At 65.3% G+C, this 19,267-nt stretch carries 21 protein-coding genes and 1 pseudogene; 14 read left to right on the forward strand and 8 right to left on the reverse strand.

Annotation, left to right across the window (positions count from 1 at the left end; translation table 11 throughout):
* Nucleotides 1-214 precede the first annotated feature (214 nt).
* Nucleotides 215-958, forward strand: coding sequence for a hypothetical protein (locus FDY95_RS10730; RefSeq protein WP_138077623.1), 744 nt, complete (start codon nt 215-217; stop codon nt 956-958).
* A 95-nt stretch (nt 959-1,053) separates the two neighbouring features.
* Nucleotides 1,054-1,848, forward strand: a complete 795-nt coding sequence (locus FDY95_RS10735) for a hypothetical protein (protein WP_138077626.1) — start codon at nt 1,054-1,056, stop codon at nt 1,846-1,848.
* A 9-nt stretch (nt 1,849-1,857) separates the two neighbouring features.
* Here FDY95_RS10735 and FDY95_RS10740 read toward each other — a convergent pair whose 3' ends face one another.
* The 5 genes from FDY95_RS10740 to FDY95_RS10760 form a co-directional block, all read right to left on the reverse strand.
* Entirely contained in the window at nt 1,858-2,631 is a 774-nt protein-coding gene (locus FDY95_RS10740; protein ID WP_138077628.1) for a hypothetical protein, read from the reverse strand.
* A gap of 15 nt (nt 2,632-2,646) precedes the next feature.
* Nucleotides 2,647-3,588, reverse strand: a complete 942-nt coding sequence (locus FDY95_RS10745; protein WP_138077630.1) for a hypothetical protein — start codon at nt 3,586-3,588, stop codon at nt 2,647-2,649.
* A complete protein-coding gene (locus tag FDY95_RS10750) occupies nt 3,585-4,412 on the reverse strand; it encodes a hypothetical protein (protein ID WP_138077632.1) in 828 nt (275 codons plus the stop codon). Before FDY95_RS10750 ends, FDY95_RS10745 begins: the two co-directional genes overlap by 4 nt.
* Nucleotides 4,409-4,957 carry an RNA polymerase sigma factor gene (locus FDY95_RS10755; RefSeq protein WP_246073990.1) on the reverse strand — a complete coding sequence of 183 codons (549 nt, stop codon included), beginning with the start codon at nt 4,955-4,957 and terminating at the stop codon, nt 4,409-4,411. Before FDY95_RS10755 ends, FDY95_RS10750 begins: the two co-directional genes overlap by 4 nt.
* 390 nt (nt 4,958-5,347) lie before the next feature.
* Entirely contained in the window at nt 5,348-6,754 is a 1,407-nt protein-coding gene (locus tag FDY95_RS10760; protein ID WP_212744887.1) for a mercuric reductase, read from the reverse strand.
* Between the two features lie 111 nt (nt 6,755-6,865).
* Between FDY95_RS10760 and FDY95_RS10765 the strand changes: the two genes are divergently transcribed.
* On the forward strand, nt 6,866-7,600 hold the full coding sequence (locus FDY95_RS10765) for a hypothetical protein (RefSeq protein WP_138077636.1): 735 nt from the start codon (nt 6,866-6,868) through the stop codon (nt 7,598-7,600).
* A gap of 4 nt (nt 7,601-7,604) precedes the next feature.
* Here FDY95_RS10765 and FDY95_RS10770 read toward each other — a convergent pair whose 3' ends face one another.
* Together FDY95_RS10770 and sucD are read right to left on the reverse strand one after the other, a co-directional pair.
* Nucleotides 7,605-8,690, reverse strand: coding sequence for a carboxypeptidase-like regulatory domain-containing protein (locus tag FDY95_RS10770; protein ID WP_138077638.1), 1,086 nt, complete (start codon nt 8,688-8,690; stop codon nt 7,605-7,607).
* Between the two features lie 147 nt (nt 8,691-8,837).
* Nucleotides 8,838-9,731, reverse strand: a complete 894-nt coding sequence (gene sucD / locus FDY95_RS10775) for a succinate--CoA ligase subunit alpha (RefSeq protein ID WP_138077640.1) — start codon at nt 9,729-9,731, stop codon at nt 8,838-8,840.
* A gap of 302 nt (nt 9,732-10,033) precedes the next feature.
* On the opposite strand from sucD, the pseudogene FDY95_RS10780 reads away from it, so the two are divergent.
* A pseudogene (locus FDY95_RS10780) lies at nt 10,034-11,011 on the forward strand (PLP-dependent cysteine synthase family protein); the annotation flags it as partial.
* 73 nt (nt 11,012-11,084) lie between these two features.
* Entirely contained in the window at nt 11,085-11,501 is a 417-nt protein-coding gene (locus FDY95_RS10785) for a response regulator (protein WP_138077644.1), read from the forward strand.
* A 215-nt stretch (nt 11,502-11,716) separates the two neighbouring features.
* Here the strand turns inward: FDY95_RS10785 and ade are convergent, their stop codons facing one another.
* Nucleotides 11,717-13,381, reverse strand: coding sequence for an adenine deaminase (gene ade, locus FDY95_RS10790; RefSeq protein ID WP_138077646.1), 1,665 nt, complete (start codon nt 13,379-13,381; stop codon nt 11,717-11,719).
* An 89-nt stretch (nt 13,382-13,470) separates the two neighbouring features.
* Here ade and FDY95_RS26305 point away from each other — a divergent pair, with 89 nt between their 5' ends.
* The 9 genes from FDY95_RS26305 to FDY95_RS10830 all read left to right on the forward strand — a co-directional run bounded on the left by FDY95_RS26305 (nt 13,471) and on the right by FDY95_RS10830 (nt 19,197).
* Nucleotides 13,471-13,632: a hypothetical protein gene (locus tag FDY95_RS26305; protein ID WP_165822229.1), complete on the forward strand. Its 162-nt coding sequence runs from the start codon at nt 13,471-13,473 to the stop codon at nt 13,630-13,632.
* A gap of 195 nt (nt 13,633-13,827) precedes the next feature.
* Nucleotides 13,828-14,487 (forward strand): hypothetical protein, encoded by a 660-nt coding sequence (locus FDY95_RS10795; RefSeq protein ID WP_138077648.1) that lies wholly within the window; start codon nt 13,828-13,830, stop codon nt 14,485-14,487.
* A gap of 14 nt (nt 14,488-14,501) precedes the next feature.
* Nucleotides 14,502-15,110 (forward strand): hypothetical protein, encoded by a 609-nt coding sequence (locus tag FDY95_RS10800; protein WP_138077650.1) that lies wholly within the window; start codon nt 14,502-14,504, stop codon nt 15,108-15,110.
* 60 nt (nt 15,111-15,170) lie between these two features.
* Entirely contained in the window at nt 15,171-15,563 is a 393-nt protein-coding gene (locus tag FDY95_RS10805) for a hypothetical protein (RefSeq protein WP_138077652.1), read from the forward strand.
* Nucleotides 15,564-15,750: 187 nt separating this feature from the next.
* Nucleotides 15,751-16,176, forward strand: a complete 426-nt coding sequence (locus FDY95_RS10810; RefSeq protein WP_138077654.1) for a hypothetical protein — start codon at nt 15,751-15,753, stop codon at nt 16,174-16,176.
* Entirely contained in the window at nt 16,173-16,877 is a 705-nt protein-coding gene (gene cmk / locus FDY95_RS10815) for a (d)CMP kinase (protein WP_138077656.1), read from the forward strand. Before FDY95_RS10810 ends, cmk begins: the two co-directional genes overlap by 4 nt.
* Nucleotides 16,878-16,886: 9 nt before the next feature.
* Entirely contained in the window at nt 16,887-17,657 is a 771-nt protein-coding gene (locus FDY95_RS10820) for a DUF1963 domain-containing protein (protein ID WP_138077658.1), read from the forward strand.
* 46 nt (nt 17,658-17,703) lie between these two features.
* Complete coding sequence (locus FDY95_RS10825; protein ID WP_138077660.1) at nt 17,704-18,591, forward strand: 4-hydroxy-3-methylbut-2-enyl diphosphate reductase; 888 nt, start codon at nt 17,704-17,706, stop codon at nt 18,589-18,591.
* Nucleotides 18,592-18,654: 63 nt separating this feature from the next.
* A complete protein-coding gene (locus FDY95_RS10830) occupies nt 18,655-19,197 on the forward strand; it encodes a DUF502 domain-containing protein (protein WP_246073991.1) in 543 nt (180 codons plus the stop codon).
* Nucleotides 19,198-19,267 lie beyond the last annotated feature (70 nt).

Raw genomic sequence — 19,267 nt, forward strand, 5'->3', positions numbered from 1 at the left:
CGTCAGGCCCTACAACGGTAAAATCGGTGCCGTGGCTGCCGCAAAAGAACCCGTACTAGGCAACAGGGCCACTGAACCAGGCATAGGCGGGGGCGCAGCGGCATGGTGAAAATTCAGATTGCGGGAATGATTATGGCATAGGCGGGGGCGCAAGGTTGTATGTTCGTCGTATCTAGGTGCCCACTGCCGCCCATGCGGTCCAATTCCATCGTTTATGAAGTCAATTCGTTACGGCTGGGCCGCGAGCCTGGCGGCCCTCACGTCGGGCTGCGCCGTGTACGCCCCGCTGATTCCGGCCACGCCGCTGCTGGAGCACGCCGGCGAAGTGGAACTGCAGGCCGGCGTGCACACGCCCTCGGCCGTGACGGGCAGCGTGAGCTACTCGCCGCTGCCGCACCTGCTGCTCACGGCCACCGGCGCCACCAACCTGAACCGCGGCGACACCACCTACTTCCGCTACCGGCACGCCGAAGTGGGCGCGGGCTACTACACCGTGCTGGGCAGCCGCACCTACCTGGGGCTGCTGGGCGGCTACGGGCGCACCCACAGCAGCCGCGGCTACCTGGAGCTGGGCTCGGGCTTTCTGTTTTTTCCGGCAAGAAACCCGCTGCACTACGAAGCCCGCTACCACCGCTATTTCGCCCAGGCCTACCTGGCCTCAATGGGCAACGAGGTGGTGAGCTGGGGCGGCACCCTGCGCGCTACTGCCGTCGACTTCAGCCGCCTGACCCGTAACGATGAGCCCGTAACCCAGGCGGCCCGCGTGTACCTCGAGCCCAGCGCGTTTGTACGCATTGGCCGGTCGACTTCGCCCTGGCAGGGCTTCACGGCCATGGGCTGGTCGGTGCCGCTGCGCACCCAGCGCCTCGGCAGCGACCCTACCCTCTCGCTGCACGCCCTGCTGCTGAGCGGCGGCGTGGTGCTGCGCCCGAAGTGGCTGGGCCAGGGCAATGAATAATAGTTGCTTGTATTGTTACTATTCGACCTGGTTATACAACCAACGCATTAGTCAACGACTCCGGTAAGTAGCGCTGATTTATCCAAACCCCGCCGATGCAGCTACTACTACGCTTATCCGGTCTCACGCTGCTGACGCTGCCCGTGGGCTGCACCATTTATACCCCGTTGCAGCCACCCGCGCCGGTTATTCAGCGGCAGCACGAAGCCGAAATCAGCGGCGGCATGCGGCTATCGGGCCACGTTGAAGCGGCGGTGGCTTACTCGCCGCTGCCGCACGTATTGCTGCGGGCCGCTGCCGGTGGCAATCCTCTCGTGCACATGAGCCCCGACACCGTACGGTTTCGGGTACGTCAGCGCGAGGTGGCCGCCGGTACATATTGGCTGGTGAATCCGCAGTGGCTGGTGGGTGGACTAGGCGGCGTGGGCTGGGGTGAAGGAACGCATTGGTACACCCGCCACAGCGCGCCGGGCTTGCTCAATTTTCGGCCCGATTCGCTGTGGTCTTACCGCTACGAGGCCCGGTACCGTCGAACCTTTGGGGAGGTGTACGTACACCGGCTGGGAGGGGAGTTGTTCAGCTTTGGCGGCGCTTACCGGCTGAATGCCGTGCGGTTTACCCGGTTCACGAACGACGGCGTAGCCACCGGTTTTCAGCGGACGTGGCGCCACGAGCCGCAAATATTCGTGCGCTACGGCGGCCAGCGCCGCGAGCGGGGCGGGTGGCTGGCATTTCAGCTCTCCTCGGGGCTGTCGTGGGATGCCCGCTACCGAAAACCAGCCGGCCGCGCCGGCAACCGCGACGCCGTGGAGCCCCGGCAGGGCGGGCTTTACACCACCTTCAGCGTGATTCTGCGGCCGCATTACTTCTGGCTGCGCCAGCGCGACTAAGCCGCGCCCTCAGCGCCCCAGCGCCAGCCCGATGCGCAGGTTCAGGCGCAGCCGAAACGCCAGCTGTTCGAGGCTGGCCGTGGGGTCGGGGGTGAGCAGGAAGGGAATGCCGAGGTTGAAATCGACGAAGCCGTAGGGGCCCAGGCGGCGCTGCAGGCCGTACTGCAGCATGGCCGTGGCCCGCGCCACCTGCCCCGACTCGTAGTAGTTGTAGAACGGCGAAAGGTTGGAGAAGCGGCCCAAACCCGCGCCCAGGCCCACGGCCACGTAGTTGGCCGAGAAATTACTGGCACTTTTACCCTTGCGGATGCGCTGGTTCAGGTTGTAGTAATAACGGCCGGCCACCTGCACCCGGGCCGTCAGCACGGTGCGCATCCGCTGGTCGAGCGAGTCGCGGTAGTAGCGGAACACGTCGGGGCTCACCTCGCCCAGCACCGACCACTCCGTGCCGATTTTCCGCTCGTAGGCCAGGTGCGCGCCGTAGCGCACCCGGAAATAGGAGCCCTGGTTGTCGAATCCGAACCCGAAATTGTTCAGCCCTAGCTTCCACAGCTGCCGTTCTTCCACCTGCAGGCGCGTGAGGCGGGTGTAGGCGTTTTGGGGTGACTTGCCCACGGGCGGACCCAGTGGGGCCGGCATGGTTTCCTCGTCGTAGCTGATGCGCGAGGAGTCGGCGGCGGGCTTGGTCTGGGCCCGGGCCGCCGCGCTGCCCAGCAGCAGAAGCAACAGCAGCCAGGTAGCGCCGTACCAGGGGCGAAAGGCAGAGCGTAAGCAAGTCAGCATAGCGCAGAAGCGGAGTCATCGTTTGATGATGAGCGGAGGGGCCTGGAGCGTAACCGGGGCCAGGGACGTCACGGCCCGGATTAGTGGTAAGCGGCCATTCGAGCTGGTGCGCAGCGTCTGCTGGTTGCCCTGCCGGCGCACCTGCCCGCTCAGGGCGGGCGGCACCGTGAGGGTGCTGCGGCTGGTGCTCAGCACGTAGTCGAACTGGTCGGGGTGGGCCACGGTCAGCTTCACCTCGGTACGTTCCGCGTCGATGGTGGCCGAGCGCAGCTCCGCGGTGGGCTCCAAGGTCACGCTGCCGAAGCGGTTACGGATGGCGTAGCTGCCGCCGGCGGCCTGCAGGTTCACGGCCGAGCGGTCGGCGTTGCAGCTCAGGGCCAGGTTGGTGTTCGTGCCGTTGATATCGGCCAAACGGACGTTGACGAGCAGGCTGCCGCGCAGGTCCTGCAGGGTTACCTGCCCGAAATCCTGCTCCAGCTGCTGCCGGCCCGTCAGGCCCGTCAGCGTGGTGTGGCCGTAGGCATTGACCACTTCCAGGGCGTTGTCGGCGGGCATGAGCACGGTGTACTCGGCGCGCAGGTCGCTCTGCACGGCCGGCGCGCCGGGCGTCACGGCGAAGTAGTTCACCAGCTCGATGAGCGTGCCCGTCTTCTCAATCTGGTAGCGGGCCACCGGCAGGTCTTTTTCGGCCACGTCGCGCTCGGGGTGGCGCGACACGAGGCGCAGCACCACCCGCAGCGTGGGCTTGTCCCAGGCCTGCACCCGCAGCGTGGCTTTTTCGGCCCGGATGCGCACCAGCGTACTCACCGGGCAGGCCAGCGTCTGCTCCACGGTGCGCGCCACCACCTGCACTTTCACCTGGGCGCGGGCACCGCCGGCCAGCCCGGCCAGCAGGTACAGCGTCAGCAGCCAGGCCCCGAGCCCGGCGCCGCGCCCTGCCCGTAGCAAGTTCCTCATGAGATAAGCAGCTGAATCAGCTCGCGGGTGACGGTGGCCTTCTGCGTGGTCACGCGGGCCTGGTTCTGCTCCAGCTCGGGTGAAGTGCCGAAGCGCTTCGCATCCTTTTGCAGGCGCTGCTCCTCGGCTTCCAGCTCGGCCAGCTCGGTGCGCAGCTCCTGAAACTCCGTCGTCTGGCACACGGTGGGCAGCGAGGTGCAGTGCGCGTCAATGAAGGCCACGCCCTGAGCCTGCAGCGGGTCGAAGGCCGTGCCGACGAAGGTGGCCGTGGCAGCCTGATCGGTGGGCAGCACTTCCTCGCCGTAGCTGATGGTTTCGGTAGCGGCGGCGGGTTCGGGCGCGGCGGTGCTCACGCGGGCCACGGCGGCCGGGGCGGCCACGGGCAGCGGGCGCTGCCACCACACCACGGCCAGCACCAGCACCGCCGCGGCGGCCGTGGTGGCCCAGTGCCAGGGCTGCGTCAGCCAGCGGTGCGTCACGCCGGGCTGCTGCAGCGGTGCCGCCGGTTCGGCTGGCATTTCGGCGGCCGGCGCTGCGTGCAGCGGCACGATGTCGGCTTCGGCTTCCGCGGCCGGATGGAGGCTAAACGGGGCCGGGGCGGCGGCTTCGTGGTCGAGGCGGCCTACGATGACGGCCCACAGGTCGTCGTCGGGCTCGTGGGCGGGCAGTTCGGGCAGGGCGCGGCTCACCGCCGCGTCGGTATCGATGTGGGCGCTGATGCGCGTCCAGAGCGCGTCGTCGGGCTCGTGCTGGGGCATGCTGTGCAGAGCCCGCCGCAGGTGCTCCTGGCCGGGTTCGGCGGGCAGGTCGGGGAAGTGGCTCATGCGTACAAATGGTGGAGTTTGACTTGCAGCATCTTCTTGGCGTGGAAGAGCTGCGACTTGCTGGTGCCCTCCGAAATGCCGAGCAGCTCGGCCACTTCGCGGTGCATGTAGCCCTCGACTTCGATCAGGCAGAACACCGCCCGGTAGCCAGCCGGCAGCTCGCCAATGGCTTTTTCGAGGGCTTCGCCCGTAAGGTTGTCGTGCCAAGCCACCAGCGGCTCGGGGTGGCGCTCCTGGTCGTATACTTCCATGCGCTGCTCGCGCCGGAGCACGCGCAGGGCGCTGCGCACCACGATGGTCTTGATCCAGGCGCCCAAGGCCGATTCGCCCCGAAAGCTCTCAATCTGCCGAAACACGTCGACAAAGGCCTCCTGCAGCGCGTCCTGGGCCAGGTCCCGGTCGCGCAGGATGCGCAGGGCCGAGGAAAACATGGCCGATTTGTAGCGCTGGTAGAGGCGGTACTGCGAGGCGCGGTCCTGCGCCCGGCAGCCGGCCAGCAGCAGTTGTTCTTCGGTAGGGGCGTCGGAGGCGGGCAAGGGAATCACGGCAGACGGGCTTTGGCTGAATGTGACGTCCGGCCGGGCAAAGGTTGGCTGCCGGTGGAAAAATTACTATCACATCATCGGGGGAGCAGTGCATCAGACGGTCATCCTGAGCGCAGCGAAGGACCTTCCTCCCACCCCGCACCGCCGCTGCTGACGAAGTGCAAACACTTTTTTTAGGGTGTATGGATGGCAAGTAAAGAGGGCGTCAGTACATCATTTTTCGGTTACCGTCCACAGATGCTGGTAAAGCAAAAGCGCCGTCACCAACGTCAGGGCGTCGGTGACGGCGCTTCGTCGTTCTGCTGATTAGCGTCCGGACATTGGCATCAGCGGCGGTGCAGGGCTTGAGGAAGGTCCTTCGCTGCGCTCAGGATGACCGTTCTTTAGCGTCTACGTCTTCGGCTTCTGCAGCTTGGCAAAAACATTATTCAGCGCCTCGGCCCAGGTGGGGTGGGCCAGCACCATGTTCTGCAGCTGCTGGTACTTCAGCCGCCCGGCCATGGCAATCTGCAGCATACTCATGATTTCGCCGCCTTGCTCGCTGAGCACGGCCGCGCCCAGCAGCCGGTCATCTTCGCCGACGAGCACCTTCAGAAAGCCGGCCGGGGCCTCCGTTTCGCGGGCCCGCCCGATGTGGTACACCGGCAGCTTGCCCACGCGGTAGGTCACGCCCTGCGCCGCGGCGTCCTTTTCGGAGAGGCCCACGCGCCCCAGCTGCGGCTCCGTAAATACCACGTAGGGCAGCGGCCGCGCGGTCGTGCGCCGCCGCCGGCCGTGCAGCAGCCGGTCGCGCACGATGCGGTAGTCGTCGTAGCTGATGTGGGTGAACTGCGGGCCGCCCTTCACGTCGCCCAGCGCGTACACGCCGCGCACGCCGGTGCGCAGCTCGTCGTCGGCCCGGATGTAGCCGTGCTCGTCGGTGTCGATGCCGGCCAGGTCCAGGCCCAGCGACTCGGTATTGGGCTGCCGGCCCACGGCCACCAGCAGGTGGGAGCCGCGCAGGCGCCGCTCGCCCTGCCGCGTATCGGCCGTGAGCGTAAGCGTGCCATCGGCCCCGCGCGACACCCGCCGGGCCCGGGCGCCGAGCACGAACTCGATGCCCTCGGCTTCCAGCAGCCGCTGCAATTCCAGCTGCACGTCCTCGTCCTCGCGGCTCATGATGCGGGTTTCGGTGTCGACAATGGTCACGCGCGCGCCGAAGCGGCGGTACATCTGCCCGAACTCCACCCCGATGTAGCTGCCGCCGAGAATGATCAGATGCTCGGGCAGCTCGGGTAGGTCCAGCAGCGTTTCGTTGGTCAGCGCGCCCACCTCGCGGATACCCTCAATATCGGGCCAGGCCGCCACCGTGCCGGTGTTGATGAAGATGAGCGGGGCCGTGAGCCGTCGGGCCTCGATTTCGCGGTTGGGCGCCAGCAGCAGCGTGCGCGGCCCCACAAACGCGGCGTGGCCGTGCAGCACCGTAATGCCCGGGTGCTCCAGCGTCAGGTTTTTGCGAATACCCTCGCGGTGCAGCTCCACCAGGCGGTTTTTGCGGCCGATGACGGCGGGCATGTCCACCTCCGGCGCGGGCACGCGCAGGCCCAGCGCCCCGGCCGTGCGGATGGCGTGGGCGCGGTGCGCGGCCGCCAGCAGGGCCTTGGTGGGCGAGCAGCCGTAGTTGATGCAGGAGCCGCCGAGGTAGCGGCTTTCGATGAGGGCCACGCGGCGGCCGGCGTCGGCCAGGGCGTAAGCCAGCGGGTTGCCGGCCTGGCCCGAGCCGATGATGATAGCGTCGAAACGCTCGGATTCCGTCATATTGGGGTGTGGTTGGGCCGAGGTTACCCCGCGGGGCGCTTGCGGCCCCCGGCCCTGCATACAACGAAACGCCGCTTCGGGCGTTGCTTACCCTTCACATCCGCAGTTTTCATGGCCCTCCGACGCTACCTGCCCCTGGGGGCGCTGCCGCTGCTCAGCAGCTGCGCGTCCATCTATTTCCCGCCGCCCGCCGCCGCGCCCATGCTCACCCAGAAGGGCGAATTCAGCGGCGGCCTGCACACCAACTGGAAGGCCAACGTGTCGGCCCAGGGTGCCTACGCCGTCGGGGAGCATATCGGGCTGATCGGCACGGCCTCGTTTCTGCACAACAACGGCAAGCGCAAGCTTTACGAGCAGGATTTCGGGGAGCTGGGCGTGGGCTACCACACGCGTTTTGGGGTAGATCAGAGCCGCATACTGGAAGTGTACGCCGGCGCGGGTTTCGGCCACGGCAAGCGCGTGGAGCGCAACCGCACCGCCGACGTGACGCAAACCGTGGAGGCGCGCATGGAGAAGTACTTCGCGCAGGTGAACTACACCAAGAAGAAACGCGAGCAGTTCGACTTCCTGGGCCGCACCTGGCAGTTCCGCTACGGCGCGGCCCTGCGCCTGAGCTACCTCAACACGCCCGAGCTTATTCTGAACGGGCAGCGCATTCCCGGCGAAGACAACATCTTTTTCGAGCCCGTCAGCTACACTCGCATCGGCCTGATCGGCCCGCTGAAGTTTCAGGCCATGAGCGGCTGGAACTTCGGCCTGAAAAACCGCAAGTACCTCACCGCCGGCAACTCCGTGTTCAGCATGGGCCTGATCATCAACGTGGGCGGCGACGGGAAGGGGGAGTAGCCGCTTACAGCTCTTCCACTTCCAGCACCAACTCGTAGTTGGACGTCGAGTAGATTGCGTCGGGAAGGCGCTTGCGCAGTTCCGCGTGGCTGGCCTGCTGACTTTGCCAGCGCTTGGCCTGATAAAGCCAGCTGTGGCCGCTGGCTTCGTCGGGGGCCGTGCGCTGCGCCACGGCGGGGTAATCGTCCAGGTTCACCAGGTGCGACTGGGCCGCGCCTTCGGGCTTTACCTCCACGTACAGGTTGACGCGGGTCGACGTTTGGCTTTTGTGGTCATAATCCGGGGCCGTTTCCGGGTTGCGGCGCTGGTACTGCAGGGTCCGCAGGCGCGGCGCCGTTTCGGTGTCGGTATCGGTGAGGCCGGTGGCTACCACAAACACGCCGGCGGCCGGCAATAGCAGCGGCGCGTCGGTGGGCACGGCCAGCTGCAGCCAGCCATCCTGATGCGCTGCCGATTGGGCCGGGGTGATAACCCAGGCGGGGGCCAGCGACTGGCTGACCGGGGCACCTTCGGGGCCGGGCAGGCTCAGGCACACGCGCAGCCGGCCGGCCACGAAGTGGCGGCGCTGGCCGAACGCCTCGCCGAAGCTGTTGGGCGCGCGGTGGCCCAGGCGCACCCGTACGGCCCGGATGCGGTACTGACGGGTGCTGTCGGCCGGGCGGTAAAACACGGCCACCTGCTCACCCGGCATCAGGCTGCGGGCAAAGGCATCGTGCGGCCAGCGCGACTTGCCCGCGTAGCGCCACACCACTGCCCCCGGCTGGGCCCGCACGCGCACGTTCGGCAGGGCCACGGCCTGCGGGGTGAGCCAGAGCGTGTCGGCGGCCGGGGCGGGCTGCCACTGCCGCGGCTGGTAGCCCACGTGGCTGAGCTGCAGCTGCGCCGGCCGGGCTGGTAGTTCGAATCGACCGGATTCGTCGGTGCGCAGGGTGCGGCCGTCGGCCTGCACGGTGGCGGCGGGCAGGGCGGCGCGGGTGCGGGCATCGGCCACCACGCAGCGGTAGGTGGGCGTTTGGGCCGTGGCGGGCCGGGCAGCGGCCAGCAGAAGCAGCACCCCGCAGGCCGTCGGGAAATGGTGGGAGCAATCCATAAAAAAGCAATGGTAATGATCGGGCACGGCGGCTAAGCCAGAATGCGCAGCTAAATAACTAAATCTGAATATTGAAGCCGCATAAGGCACAAAAAAGCCCCGACCTTTTGCAAGTCGGGGCTTCTGGTAGCTGAGCCAGCAGGATGCTTATGCCTCTACTTTCTCGCCTTTCAGCACGCGCAGCATCGTGTCGCCGATTTCGGCCGGCGAATCCACTACGTGGATGCCGCACTCGCGCATGATGGCCATTTTGGCAGCGGCCGTGTCGTCGGCACCGCCGACGATGGCACCGGCGTGGCCCATGCGGCGGCCGGGAGGCGCCGTCTGGCCGGCGATGAAGCCGACGACGGGTTTCTTGTTGCCGGTTTCCTTGATCCAGCGGGCGGCTTCGGCTTCCATGCCGCCGCCGATTTCGCCGATCATCACGATGCCCTCGGTTTCGGGGTCGTTCATGAGCAGCTCCACGGCTTCCTTGGTGGTGGTGCCGATGATGGGGTCACCGCCGATGCCGATGGCCGTGGTCTGGCCCAGGCCGGCCTTGGTCAGCTGGTCCACCGCCTCGTAGGTCAGCGTGCCCGACTTCGACACGATGCCGATTTTGCCTTTCGAGAAGATAAAGCCGGGCATGATGCCCACTTTGCACTCCCCGGCCGTCATTACGCCGGGGCAGTTCGGGCCGATCATGCGCAGGCCGTCGCGGCCTTTCAGGTATTCCTTCACCGCAATCATGTCCTTGGTCGGAATGCCTTCGGTGATGGTGACGATAACCTTGATGCCGGCGTCGGCGGCCTCCATGATGGCGTCGGCGGCAAAAGCCGGGGGCACGAAGATGATGGAGGTATCGGCCGCGGTGTCGCGCACGGCGTCGGCCACGGTGTTGAATACGGGCCGGCCCAAGTGGGTCTGGCCGCCTTTGCCCGGCGTCACGCCGCCAACGACGTTGGTGCCGTAGTCAATCATCTGCTGGGCGTGGAACGAGCCTTCGGAGCCCGTAAAACCCTGCACAATCACTTTCGAGTCCTTATTGACCAGTACGCTCATGTGGGAAGTGAGTGAAGATATTTCGGTGGGATGACCCGCCTACGGCGAGCCGGCGGCAAAGGTAGGCTTTTCGGCGGGCGGGGAAATGGTGCGCTGGTGAAATTGTGAAATTGTGAGTGTCGTCCGGGAGACTTGTGTAGTCTAGGCCAGGAGCTGTCCGGCGCTGGCGCGAATCAGGGTGACCGTATTGGGCGGGTTGCTTATAAAGAGTCCGTAAGCGGCAAGGTGAACGGTAAACTCACCATTTCACCACCTCACCATTTCACCTTTCCGTACCTTTGCGGCTTCCCAATCTCCCTCCCATGTACCTCAACAACATCGTTGAAGCCATCGGCAACACGCCGCTGGTGAAGCTCAACAGCGTAACCAAAGGCATTCCCGGCACCATCCTGGCCAAAGTGGAGTACTTCAACCCCGGCAACTCGGTGAAGGACCGCATGGCCATCCGTATGGTGGAGGACGCCGAAAAGGCGGGCCTGCTCAAGCCCGGCGGCACCATCATCGAGGGCACCAGCGGCAACACCGGCATGGGCCTGGCGCTGGCCGCCATTGCCAAGGGCTACAAGACCATCTTCGTGATGTCGGACAAGCAGAGCAAGGAAAAGCAGGACATCCTGCGGGCCGTGGGCGCCCAGGTGGTCGTTTGCCCCGTCGACGTGGCCCCGGACGACCCCCGCTCGTACTACTCGGTGGCGCGCCGCCTCAACCAGGAAACGCCCAACTCCTTTTACCCCAACCAGTACGACAACCTCTCGAACGCCGCCGCGCACTACGAAACCACCGGGCCGGAGGTGTGGCAGCAAACCGAGGGCCGCATCACGCACTTCGCGGCCGGCGTGGGTACGGGCGGTACCATCTGCGGGGTGAGCAAGTACCTGAAGGAGCAAAACCCCGACGTGTACACCCTGGGCCTGGATACCTACGGCTCGGTCTTCAAGAAATATAAGGAAACCGGTATTTTCGACGTCAACGAAATCTATCCTTATAAGACCGAAGGCATCGGCGAAGACATTCTGCCGAAGAACGTGAACTTCGACCTCATCGACCAGTTTATCAAAGTGGGCGACAAGGAAGCGGCTCTGATGACGCGCCGCCTGGCCAAGGAAGAAGGCCTGTTCGTGGGCTGGTCGTGCGGCTCGGCCGTGCACGGCGCCCTGGAATACGCCAAGGAAAATCTGAAAGCCGACGACACGATGGTCATCCTGCTGCCCGACCACGGCACGCGCTACTTGGGCAAAGTCTACAACGACGAGTGGATGCGCGCGCAGGGCTGGTTGGACTAAATTTAGTAACTTAGTAGTCCCGACTGCACAGCGTGGCCGGAATTCCTGTTCACTTAACCAGGCCAATTTCATGTCTCGCAAGCTGAACCAAGTCGTCCTGATTGACGACAACGAAACAACGAGTTTCCTGAACAACCGGCTATTGCAGCGGCTGGACCTGGCCGAGCACATTCTCTCGTTCACCAACGCCGAGCAGGCCTTTTACCAGCTCTGGAGCCCCCAGGCCATTGCCGAGGAGCAGGTGCCCGAGCTGGTGTTCGTCGACCTGAAGATGCCCGGCATGGACGGCTTCGAGTTTCTGAACCAGTACAGCCGTCTCTCGCCGGAAGTGCGCGAAAAGACCGTTATGGCCGTGCTCACCACCTCCATGCACTCGGCCGACACCTCGCGCGTGGCCCAGTACGAAGGGGTGGAGTACCTGGCCAAGCCGCTCACCGAAGAGAAAATGCAGCGCCTGTTCGACAAGCGCTTCTCGATGGCCAACTAAGCCACGACTACTGCCAACGAAAAGGGCCGCCCGACATACCGGGCGGCCCTTTTCGTTGACTTCAACCAGAACGTCATGTCGAGCGCAGCCGAGACATCTCGCTGGATAGTAATTTCTTCGTTGAACAAGCAGATTACTTGTGGCAGTTAGCACGCGAGATGTCTCGGCTGCGCTCGACATGACGTTCTGGGTTGGCTCGGCGCCCGGGCCGGGTCTTACGCCAGCACCGATACAAACTCGAACTTCTCGCCGTCGAACAAGCCTTTGTCGCTGAGCTTGAGGGCCGGAATGACCAGCAGGGCCATAAACGACAAGGTCATGAACGGGGCGCCGAGCGGGCTGCCGAGCTGCTTGGCCAGCTTATCCACGGCGGTGTAGGCCTCGGCCACGGCGTAGCCTTCCCCGGCCGACATCAGGCCCGCCACCGGCAGCGGCAGCAGCAGCTCTTCGCCGTCGTCGCCCACGGCCGCCAGCCCGCCTTTGGCTTCGATGACCAGGTTGACGGCGCGGGCCAGGGCTTCGTCGGAGCAGCCCACGGCGGTGATGTTGTGTGAGTCGTGGCCCACGCTGCTGGCCAGGGCGCCGCGCTTGACGCCAAAGCCGCGGATGAAGCCCACGGCGGGCGCGGCGCCGGCTTCGTAGCGGTTCACCACGGTCAGCTTCAGCACGTCGTTGGCCACGTCGGGCACCAGCTGACCGTGCTGCACGGGCACGGCGGCCGGGTCGGCGGCGGTGATGAGCTGGCCGTCGTAGCAGCGGATGGCGCGCACGGTGGCGGCCGTAGCGGCGTCGTCGGGGGCGGGCAGGGCGAAGTCCCGGGGCTGCACCGGGCGGGCGTGGAAGTTGTTGGGCGCCTGGTGCGCGGCGGTGGGCAGCAGGGTGCGGCCGTTTTCGGCCACCAGCGCGCCGCGCAGGTAAGTTTGCTGCACCCGGAAGTCCCGCAGGTTATCAACCACGATGAAGTCGGCCGCGTCGCCCGGGCGCAGCTGGCCCACGCCGAGGCGGTAGTGGGATACGGGGTTCAGGCAGGCGGCGCGCAGCACTTTCCACACGTCGATGCCGCGGGCCACGGCCCGGCGCACCAGGGCGTCGATGTGGCCGAGCAGCAGGGAGTCGGGGTGCTTGTCGTCGGAGCAGAACATGATCTGCGCCGAATGCTCCGGCAGCAGATCCACCAGCGCCTCGAAGTTGCGGGCGGCTGAGCCTTCGCGAATGAGGATGTGCATGCCAGCGGCCAGCTTGTCGAGGGCCTCGTCGGCGGTGAAGCACTCGTGGTCGGTGCTCAGGCCGGCGGCGGCATAGCGGCGGGCGTCGTCGCCGCGCAGGCCGGGGGCGTGGCCATCGGCGGGGCGGTTGTACTGCCGGGCCAGCGCGATTTTGCGCAGCACGTCCGCGTCGCCGTGCAGCACGCCGGGCCAGTTCATCATTTCGGCCAGGTAGCCGATTTCGGGCCGCTGAAACAGCTGCTCGATGTCGTCGGCGGTGATGGTGGCGCCGGCGGTTTCGAAAATGGTGGCCGGCACGCACGACGGGGCGCCGAAGCAGAAGTGAAACGGCGACTGGCGGGCGTTGTCGAGCATGAACTCCACGCCGGCCACGCCCAGCACGTTGCCGATTTCGTGCGGGTCCGACACGGTAGCCACCGTGCCGTGCACCACCGCCAGGCGGGCAAACTCGGCCGGTACCAGCAGGGAGCTTTCCACGTGCACGTGGGCATCGACGAAGCCCGGCAGGGAGTAGGGCAGGGCCGAGTCGGCCTCGGTGGCACCCTCGTAGTCGATGGCGGCTACGCGGCCGGCGGCCACGCGAATGGTGGCGGGGCGCGCCGTTTGGGCGGGAATGTCGACGACGTTGGCGCGCAGGGAAAAATCAGCGGACATAAAGCGGGAATGGGGAGCTAAAAGCAGGGGCGGCGGCGTTAGAGCAGCCGGGCAAAGAAGGTTATCTTTGGCTGAAAATCCAGTTATCGGTGAAAAAGACGCTGACCCTGCTGCTCACGGTGCTCACGCTGGCCGCCTCGGTGCCCAGCCTTACCAGCTGCGCCCGGCGCACGCCCCAGCAGAAAAAAACCGCTTCCTTCAAGCGCAAAGCCCGCGGCGGCCACGTGCCCTGTCCCTGCGACAGTCACTAGCCCAGCTGTTCAGTCGGGCCAGGCCAAGCGTCCCGGCAGCGCATCGGCAATGAGTAGGCGCGGATTATGAAAACCTGCCGCACCTGTTATAAATTGCGGGGAGCTAGCGGTCAGAGTAAGCTGCCTGACGCGCGTTTATCGAGTGTTAAAGCCTTTAGGACTCTTTCTAGCTGATTTTCCCCATTCCTTTTTCACATGCGTCAATTACTACGCCCCGCTTTTTCGGTTCTGCTGGTGCTGGGCCTGAGCACCGCCAGCCACGCCCAGGTGGGCCTTATTATGGCTGCTGCCCGCCTCGGCGTGGCCGCCGCCACCCTGGCCAACGCCGATATGCAGTACACCTGCAAAGGCCCCGGCAGCTACCAGCTGAACAGCGCCGACTGGCAGCCGGCCCCCATCGTGCTGACCAACGGCAACCTGACCGCCGGCAAAGGCAAGGAGGCCAAGCAGTTCGGGCTGGAAGAAGTTCGGCAGGTAGTCGTGCGCACCGATACGTTCGTGGTGGTGCGCAACGTGAAGTTTCCCGGCGCCAACGCCATTTCGGCCGCGCCCACGCTGGGCCGGCGCACCTGGCGCCACGCGCAGGTCGAGCTGTTCAACTACTACGCCGCCGCCGGTGCGCTGCCCATGCTCCGCTTCCCCGACGGCAAGGTGCTGGTGCTGCCCATCAAGCCCAAGGAATACCGCGCCGCCATGCTCAAGCTCGTCGGCGACCAGCCCAAGCTGGCCGAGCAGCTGCGCGGCAACGAGCTGGAGCCCGTGCACACCCGCCTGATTCTCGATACCTACCTGCGCTGGAAGCCCACCGGTTTCGACACCACGGCCAGCTTCGCCAACGAGCAGCCCGGCAATTAATTTCTCCCATGCCCATGCTGATACGTAGCCTGACAATGGCCGCTGCCGCCGGGCTGCTGAGCCTCCCGGCCCTGGCGCAGGGCCCGGGGATGATGACCTCCACCATGCCCCGGCTCCACCTGGTCCGCAACCACCGGCCCGGCAGCTTTCAGCTCGCCGACGGCCGCTGGCAGATCGGCGAGCTGTACTACGAGGGCGGCGAGTGGATGAGCGTGCGACAGCCGGGCGTCGACGGGCGACGCGAGTACCTGCCCCAGGACCTTCGGCGCTTCGTCATCAAGGCCGATACCTTCGGCATCATCGACGGCTACGGCCCGGCCGACCGGCAGGGCAGTACCGGCGTCTTCGGCCAGGAGCTGTACCGCACGCCCTACCACACCCTGTTCAGTTACCGCGAGGCGGAGGGAGACAACATCAGCATGACCCTGCTGCAGCCGGTGGGTAGCGCGGCGGTGAGCATTCCGCAGGGTCGTAAGGCCTTCACCACGGCCATGCTGCGCGTTTTCGGCGACTGTCCGGCCTTGGCCGACGGCATTCAACGCGGCAAGCTGGGGCCCCAGCACGTCAAGCGCATGATGGCCACGTACGCGCAGTGGCGACGCAGCGGCGGGACGGCCGGGTAGGCCCATTTGCGCCTCCTGTGCTACCTTGGGCATTGCGGCCACCCAACTTCCGCTTTTTCTATGTCCGACGAAAACCCCTTAGCCCACCTGCGCCAAGCCGCCGAAGCCGTGCGGCAGCAGCTGCCCGCTGATGACTTCAACGAAGCCGGCGTGCAGCGCCTGACGGCCTTTATTGAAGAGCAGCGCCCCCTGCTCACCCGCGACAACGTGCAGGGCGTGGTGCTGGCCCTCGGCGCCTTTCTGGGGGAGTGCCTGGTGCGGAGCTACCAGGGCGAGTGGGCCTCCGGGCCCGACGGCACCACCGGCGTCGGCTTTCAGGGCACGCGCTTCTACAACCCCTTCTACCGCGTGATGCTGCAGTTCGACAACGGCCTCAAGGAATCCGTCGCCGATTTCTACGCTTCCATCCCGCAACGGCTGGCCGAGCCGCTGCCCAAGCGCGGCTGGATCTGAAGGAACCGCGCAAGATTGAAATTGGACTTTCTTAAAAATATCTTATTGGATTCTCATAAAAAACCTCGAAAGAGGTTTTTTTATTGCCTGTTCTGAAGCATTTGGTCGAAAATTTTGTAACTACGTTATCAGCCCACCGCGGGTTGATGATTCTTTCGTTCCTTCAATTTCTCCACCACCTACTGCCATGGAAGAGCTGCGAGCCGCTGCCGAAGCCGTGCGGCAACAACTGAACGTACCCGCCTTTGACGAAGCCGCCGTGCGGGTCCTGATGGATTTTATTGAAACCCAGCGTGAAGCTCTGGGTACTGTCGATAGGCCCAACGTAGTCAACGCGTTAGGCTGCTTTTTGGGGGAGTGCATCATTCGCTCCTTCGGCGGCAGCTGGGAAGCCAATACGGCCGGGGTGATGGGTATCCAGCTCGGAGGTCATACCTTTGTGCGGCCGTTTGAGCATGTGGACCGCCAATTGACGCACGGACTCACCGAATCGGTGGTCGGGTTTTACCAGTCGGTACCCGAGCGCCTGGCTTCGGCCCCGCCCGCGCGTCGGTTGACGTGGATTCCGCTGCCGCTTCCCGCGACGACGGCCCGCCGACCGCTCCCTAGATGAAAAATATCGTCATAGCCATCGACGGCTACTCTTCCTGCGGCAAAAGCACCACGGCGAAGGCCGTTGCCGCCGAACTTGGCTATGCGTACATCGACACCGGGGCCATGTACCGCGGCGTCACCCTGTATCTGCTCGAACACGGCATCGGGTTTGAGGACCTGCCCCGCGTGGAAGAAGCCCTGCACCAGATGCAGATCAGCTTCAAGCGCAACCGCCGCACCGGCCGCAACGAATTGTGCCTCGACGGGGCCATCCGCGAGGATGAAATCCGGCAGATGCGCATTTCCAACGCCGTGAGCGAGGTGTCGGGCATCGTGGCCGTGCGCCACGCCATGGTGCGGCAGCAGCAGCGCATGGCCCGCAAGCGCGGCGTGGTGATGGACGGGCGCGACATCGGCACCACCGTGTTTCCGGACGCGGAGGTGAAAATCTTCATGACCGCCGACGTGCACACCCGCGCCATGCGCCGGCAGGTGGAGCTGGCCGACAAGGGCGAGCAGGTGCCGCTGGACGACATCGTGCAGAACCTGCAGAAGCGCGACTACCTCGACTCGACCCGCACCGAAAGCCCGTTGCGCCGCGCCCCCGACGCGGTGCTGCTCGATACCTCGCACATCACCCTCGATGAGCAGGTGGATTTCGTGCTGGAGCGGGTGTCGTCGGTGCTGGTGGACGGGCTGCGCGCGGCCGAAAACGGCTAATACGGGCGTATGTGGGCCTGGCTGACCCGGTGGCTGCGGCCCGCGGTGCCGTCAAGGCCGCCGGTTCAGCCCGTGACTTTTGTTGATCCTGCGGTTTACGATAAATGGCGCGAGGCCAACCGTCGGCCGCTGTGGCTGCCCGTTACGCAGGCAGGGCAGCTTCCGGGCTCCGCCAGCCGTTTCGGGGGCGTGCCGGATTTGGCGGCGGATGAGCTGTGGCCCCGGTGCCCGCACTGCCGGGCCACCATGCCCCTGTTTCTGCAGTTGGATGTAGCCTCCCTGCCCGCTGGGGCGCCGATGCAGGTGGAAGTAGGAGGGGGGCTGGTGCAACTGTTCGGCTGTACCAACTGCGGGGCGCTGTCCGAGGACGGCTCGGCCGTGGCGCGCCTGCTGCCGCCCGCGGCCCGGCAACCCGCAGTAATGGACCACGATACCAACCTGCTGACCCCGCGCAGCATCGTGGGCTGGCAGCGCTACGAGCAGCTGCCCACCGGGAGCGAATGGGACGGCGACGACCTGCCCGACGACGAGCCCGAGGAGGCGCAAGCGCCCTGGGAAGACCACCACGGCTACGGCCGCGACAAGCTCGGCGGCTGGCCCAGCTGGGTGCAGTACGCCGAGTATCCGGCGTGCCCGACCTGCCAGCGGCCGCAGCGGCTGCTATTTCAAATTGCCTCGGAGGAAGGCCTGGATTTTATGTTCGGCGACGTGGGAACTGCGTATCTGCTGTATTGTTCTCATCACGCTGATCAGCTGGCCTTCAGCTGGCAGTGTACTTGAGCTGCCACGGCGGTTGCTAACGGTCTTTTCCCGAACTTTGCAGGACATGAACGTCACCATCGATAAGAACTCCGGGTACTGTTTTGGCGTCGAGTACGCTATCCAGATGGCCGAGGACGAGTTGCAGGACTCCCGGGAACTGTACTGCCTGGGCGACATCGTGCACAACCGCATGGAAGTGGAGCGCCTGCACCAGCGGGGCCTGCGCATCATCGACCGGGAACAGCTGGCGCAGCTGCACGACTGCAAGGTGCTCATCCGGGCCCACGGCGAGCCGCCGGAAACCTACCAGCTGGCCCTGCAAAACAACATCGAGCTGATCGACGCCTCCTGCCCGGTGGTGCTCAAGCTGCAGAACCGCGTCAAGCACGCTTTCGACGCCACCACGCGCCAGGACGGGCAAATCGTTATCTACGGGCAGCCCGGCCATGCCGAGGTGGCGGGCCTCGCGGGCCAGACCGGCAACCGCGCCCTCATCGTGATGACCGAGCAGGACCTGGACCAGATTGACTTCCGGCGGCCGGTGACCCTGTTCAGCCAGACCACCAAGAGCACCGCGGGCTTTTACCGCATGAAGCAGCTCATCGAGGAGCGCATCGTGGCGGCGGGCGGCGAGCTGGAAAGCTTCGACGCCAACGACTCCATCTGCCGGCAGGTATCGAACCGGGAGCCGCAGCTGCGCAAGTTTGCCGTGGAGCACGACGTTATCGTGTTCGTGAGCGGGCGCAAGAGCTCCAACGGCAAGGCCCTGTTTCAGGTGGTGAACCAGACCAATCCGCGCAGCTACTTCGTGGAAAACGAGCAGGAGCTGCTGGACGAATGGTTTGAGGGCGCGGCCGCCGTGGGCATCTGCGGGGCCACCAGCACGCCCATGTGGCTGATGCAGCGCGTGGCCGACCGCATTGCCGAAATCGGGGAGGCCGTGGCGCTCTAACACCGCTTTCTGATTCCGACTACCTTGCGCCTGGCTTCGGCCGGGCGTTTTTGCTTGCTGCTTATGATCAAAAAAATACTCGGCTACTTTCTGCGCGGGCTGCTGATTCTGGCCCCCATCGCGCTGACGGTTTACATCCTCTTCGCCTTTTTTCACTGGCTCGACGCCATTTTCGACATCAACGGCATTCCAGGCCTGGGTTTGGCCGTGATGGTGGTGATGCTGACGGTGCTCGGCTTTATCGGCTCGCAGGTGCGGCCGTTTATCGTGCTGGGCGAAAGGATTCTGAACCGCCTGCCCGTCATCAACATCCTTTACAGCAGCATCAAGGACATCTTCGACGCCTTGCTGGGCGAGGAGCAGAAGTTCAACTGCCCGGTGCTGGTGAAGGTGTTTGCCCAGACGGAGTGCTACAAGCTGGGCTTCGTGACCCAGGACACCATGCAGGCCATGAACCGCCCCGACCTGACGGCCGTGTACTTCCCCGACTCCTACAACTTCAGCGGCGAGCTGCTGCTGGTGCCCCGCGAAAACGTGACCTTCATCGACCTGCCCAGCTCCCAGGTGATGAAGTTCGTGGTGTCGGGCGGCGTGGCCAAGCTGTAGAAGGAGCTAGGCGAAAGGCCAACTTGGAACGTCATTCCGAGCGAAGTCGAGGAATCTCGCGTGCTGACTT

The organism is Hymenobacter jeollabukensis (assembly GCF_005771675.1).
Lineage (GTDB): Bacteria > Bacteroidota > Bacteroidia > Cytophagales > Hymenobacteraceae > Solirubrum > Solirubrum jeollabukense.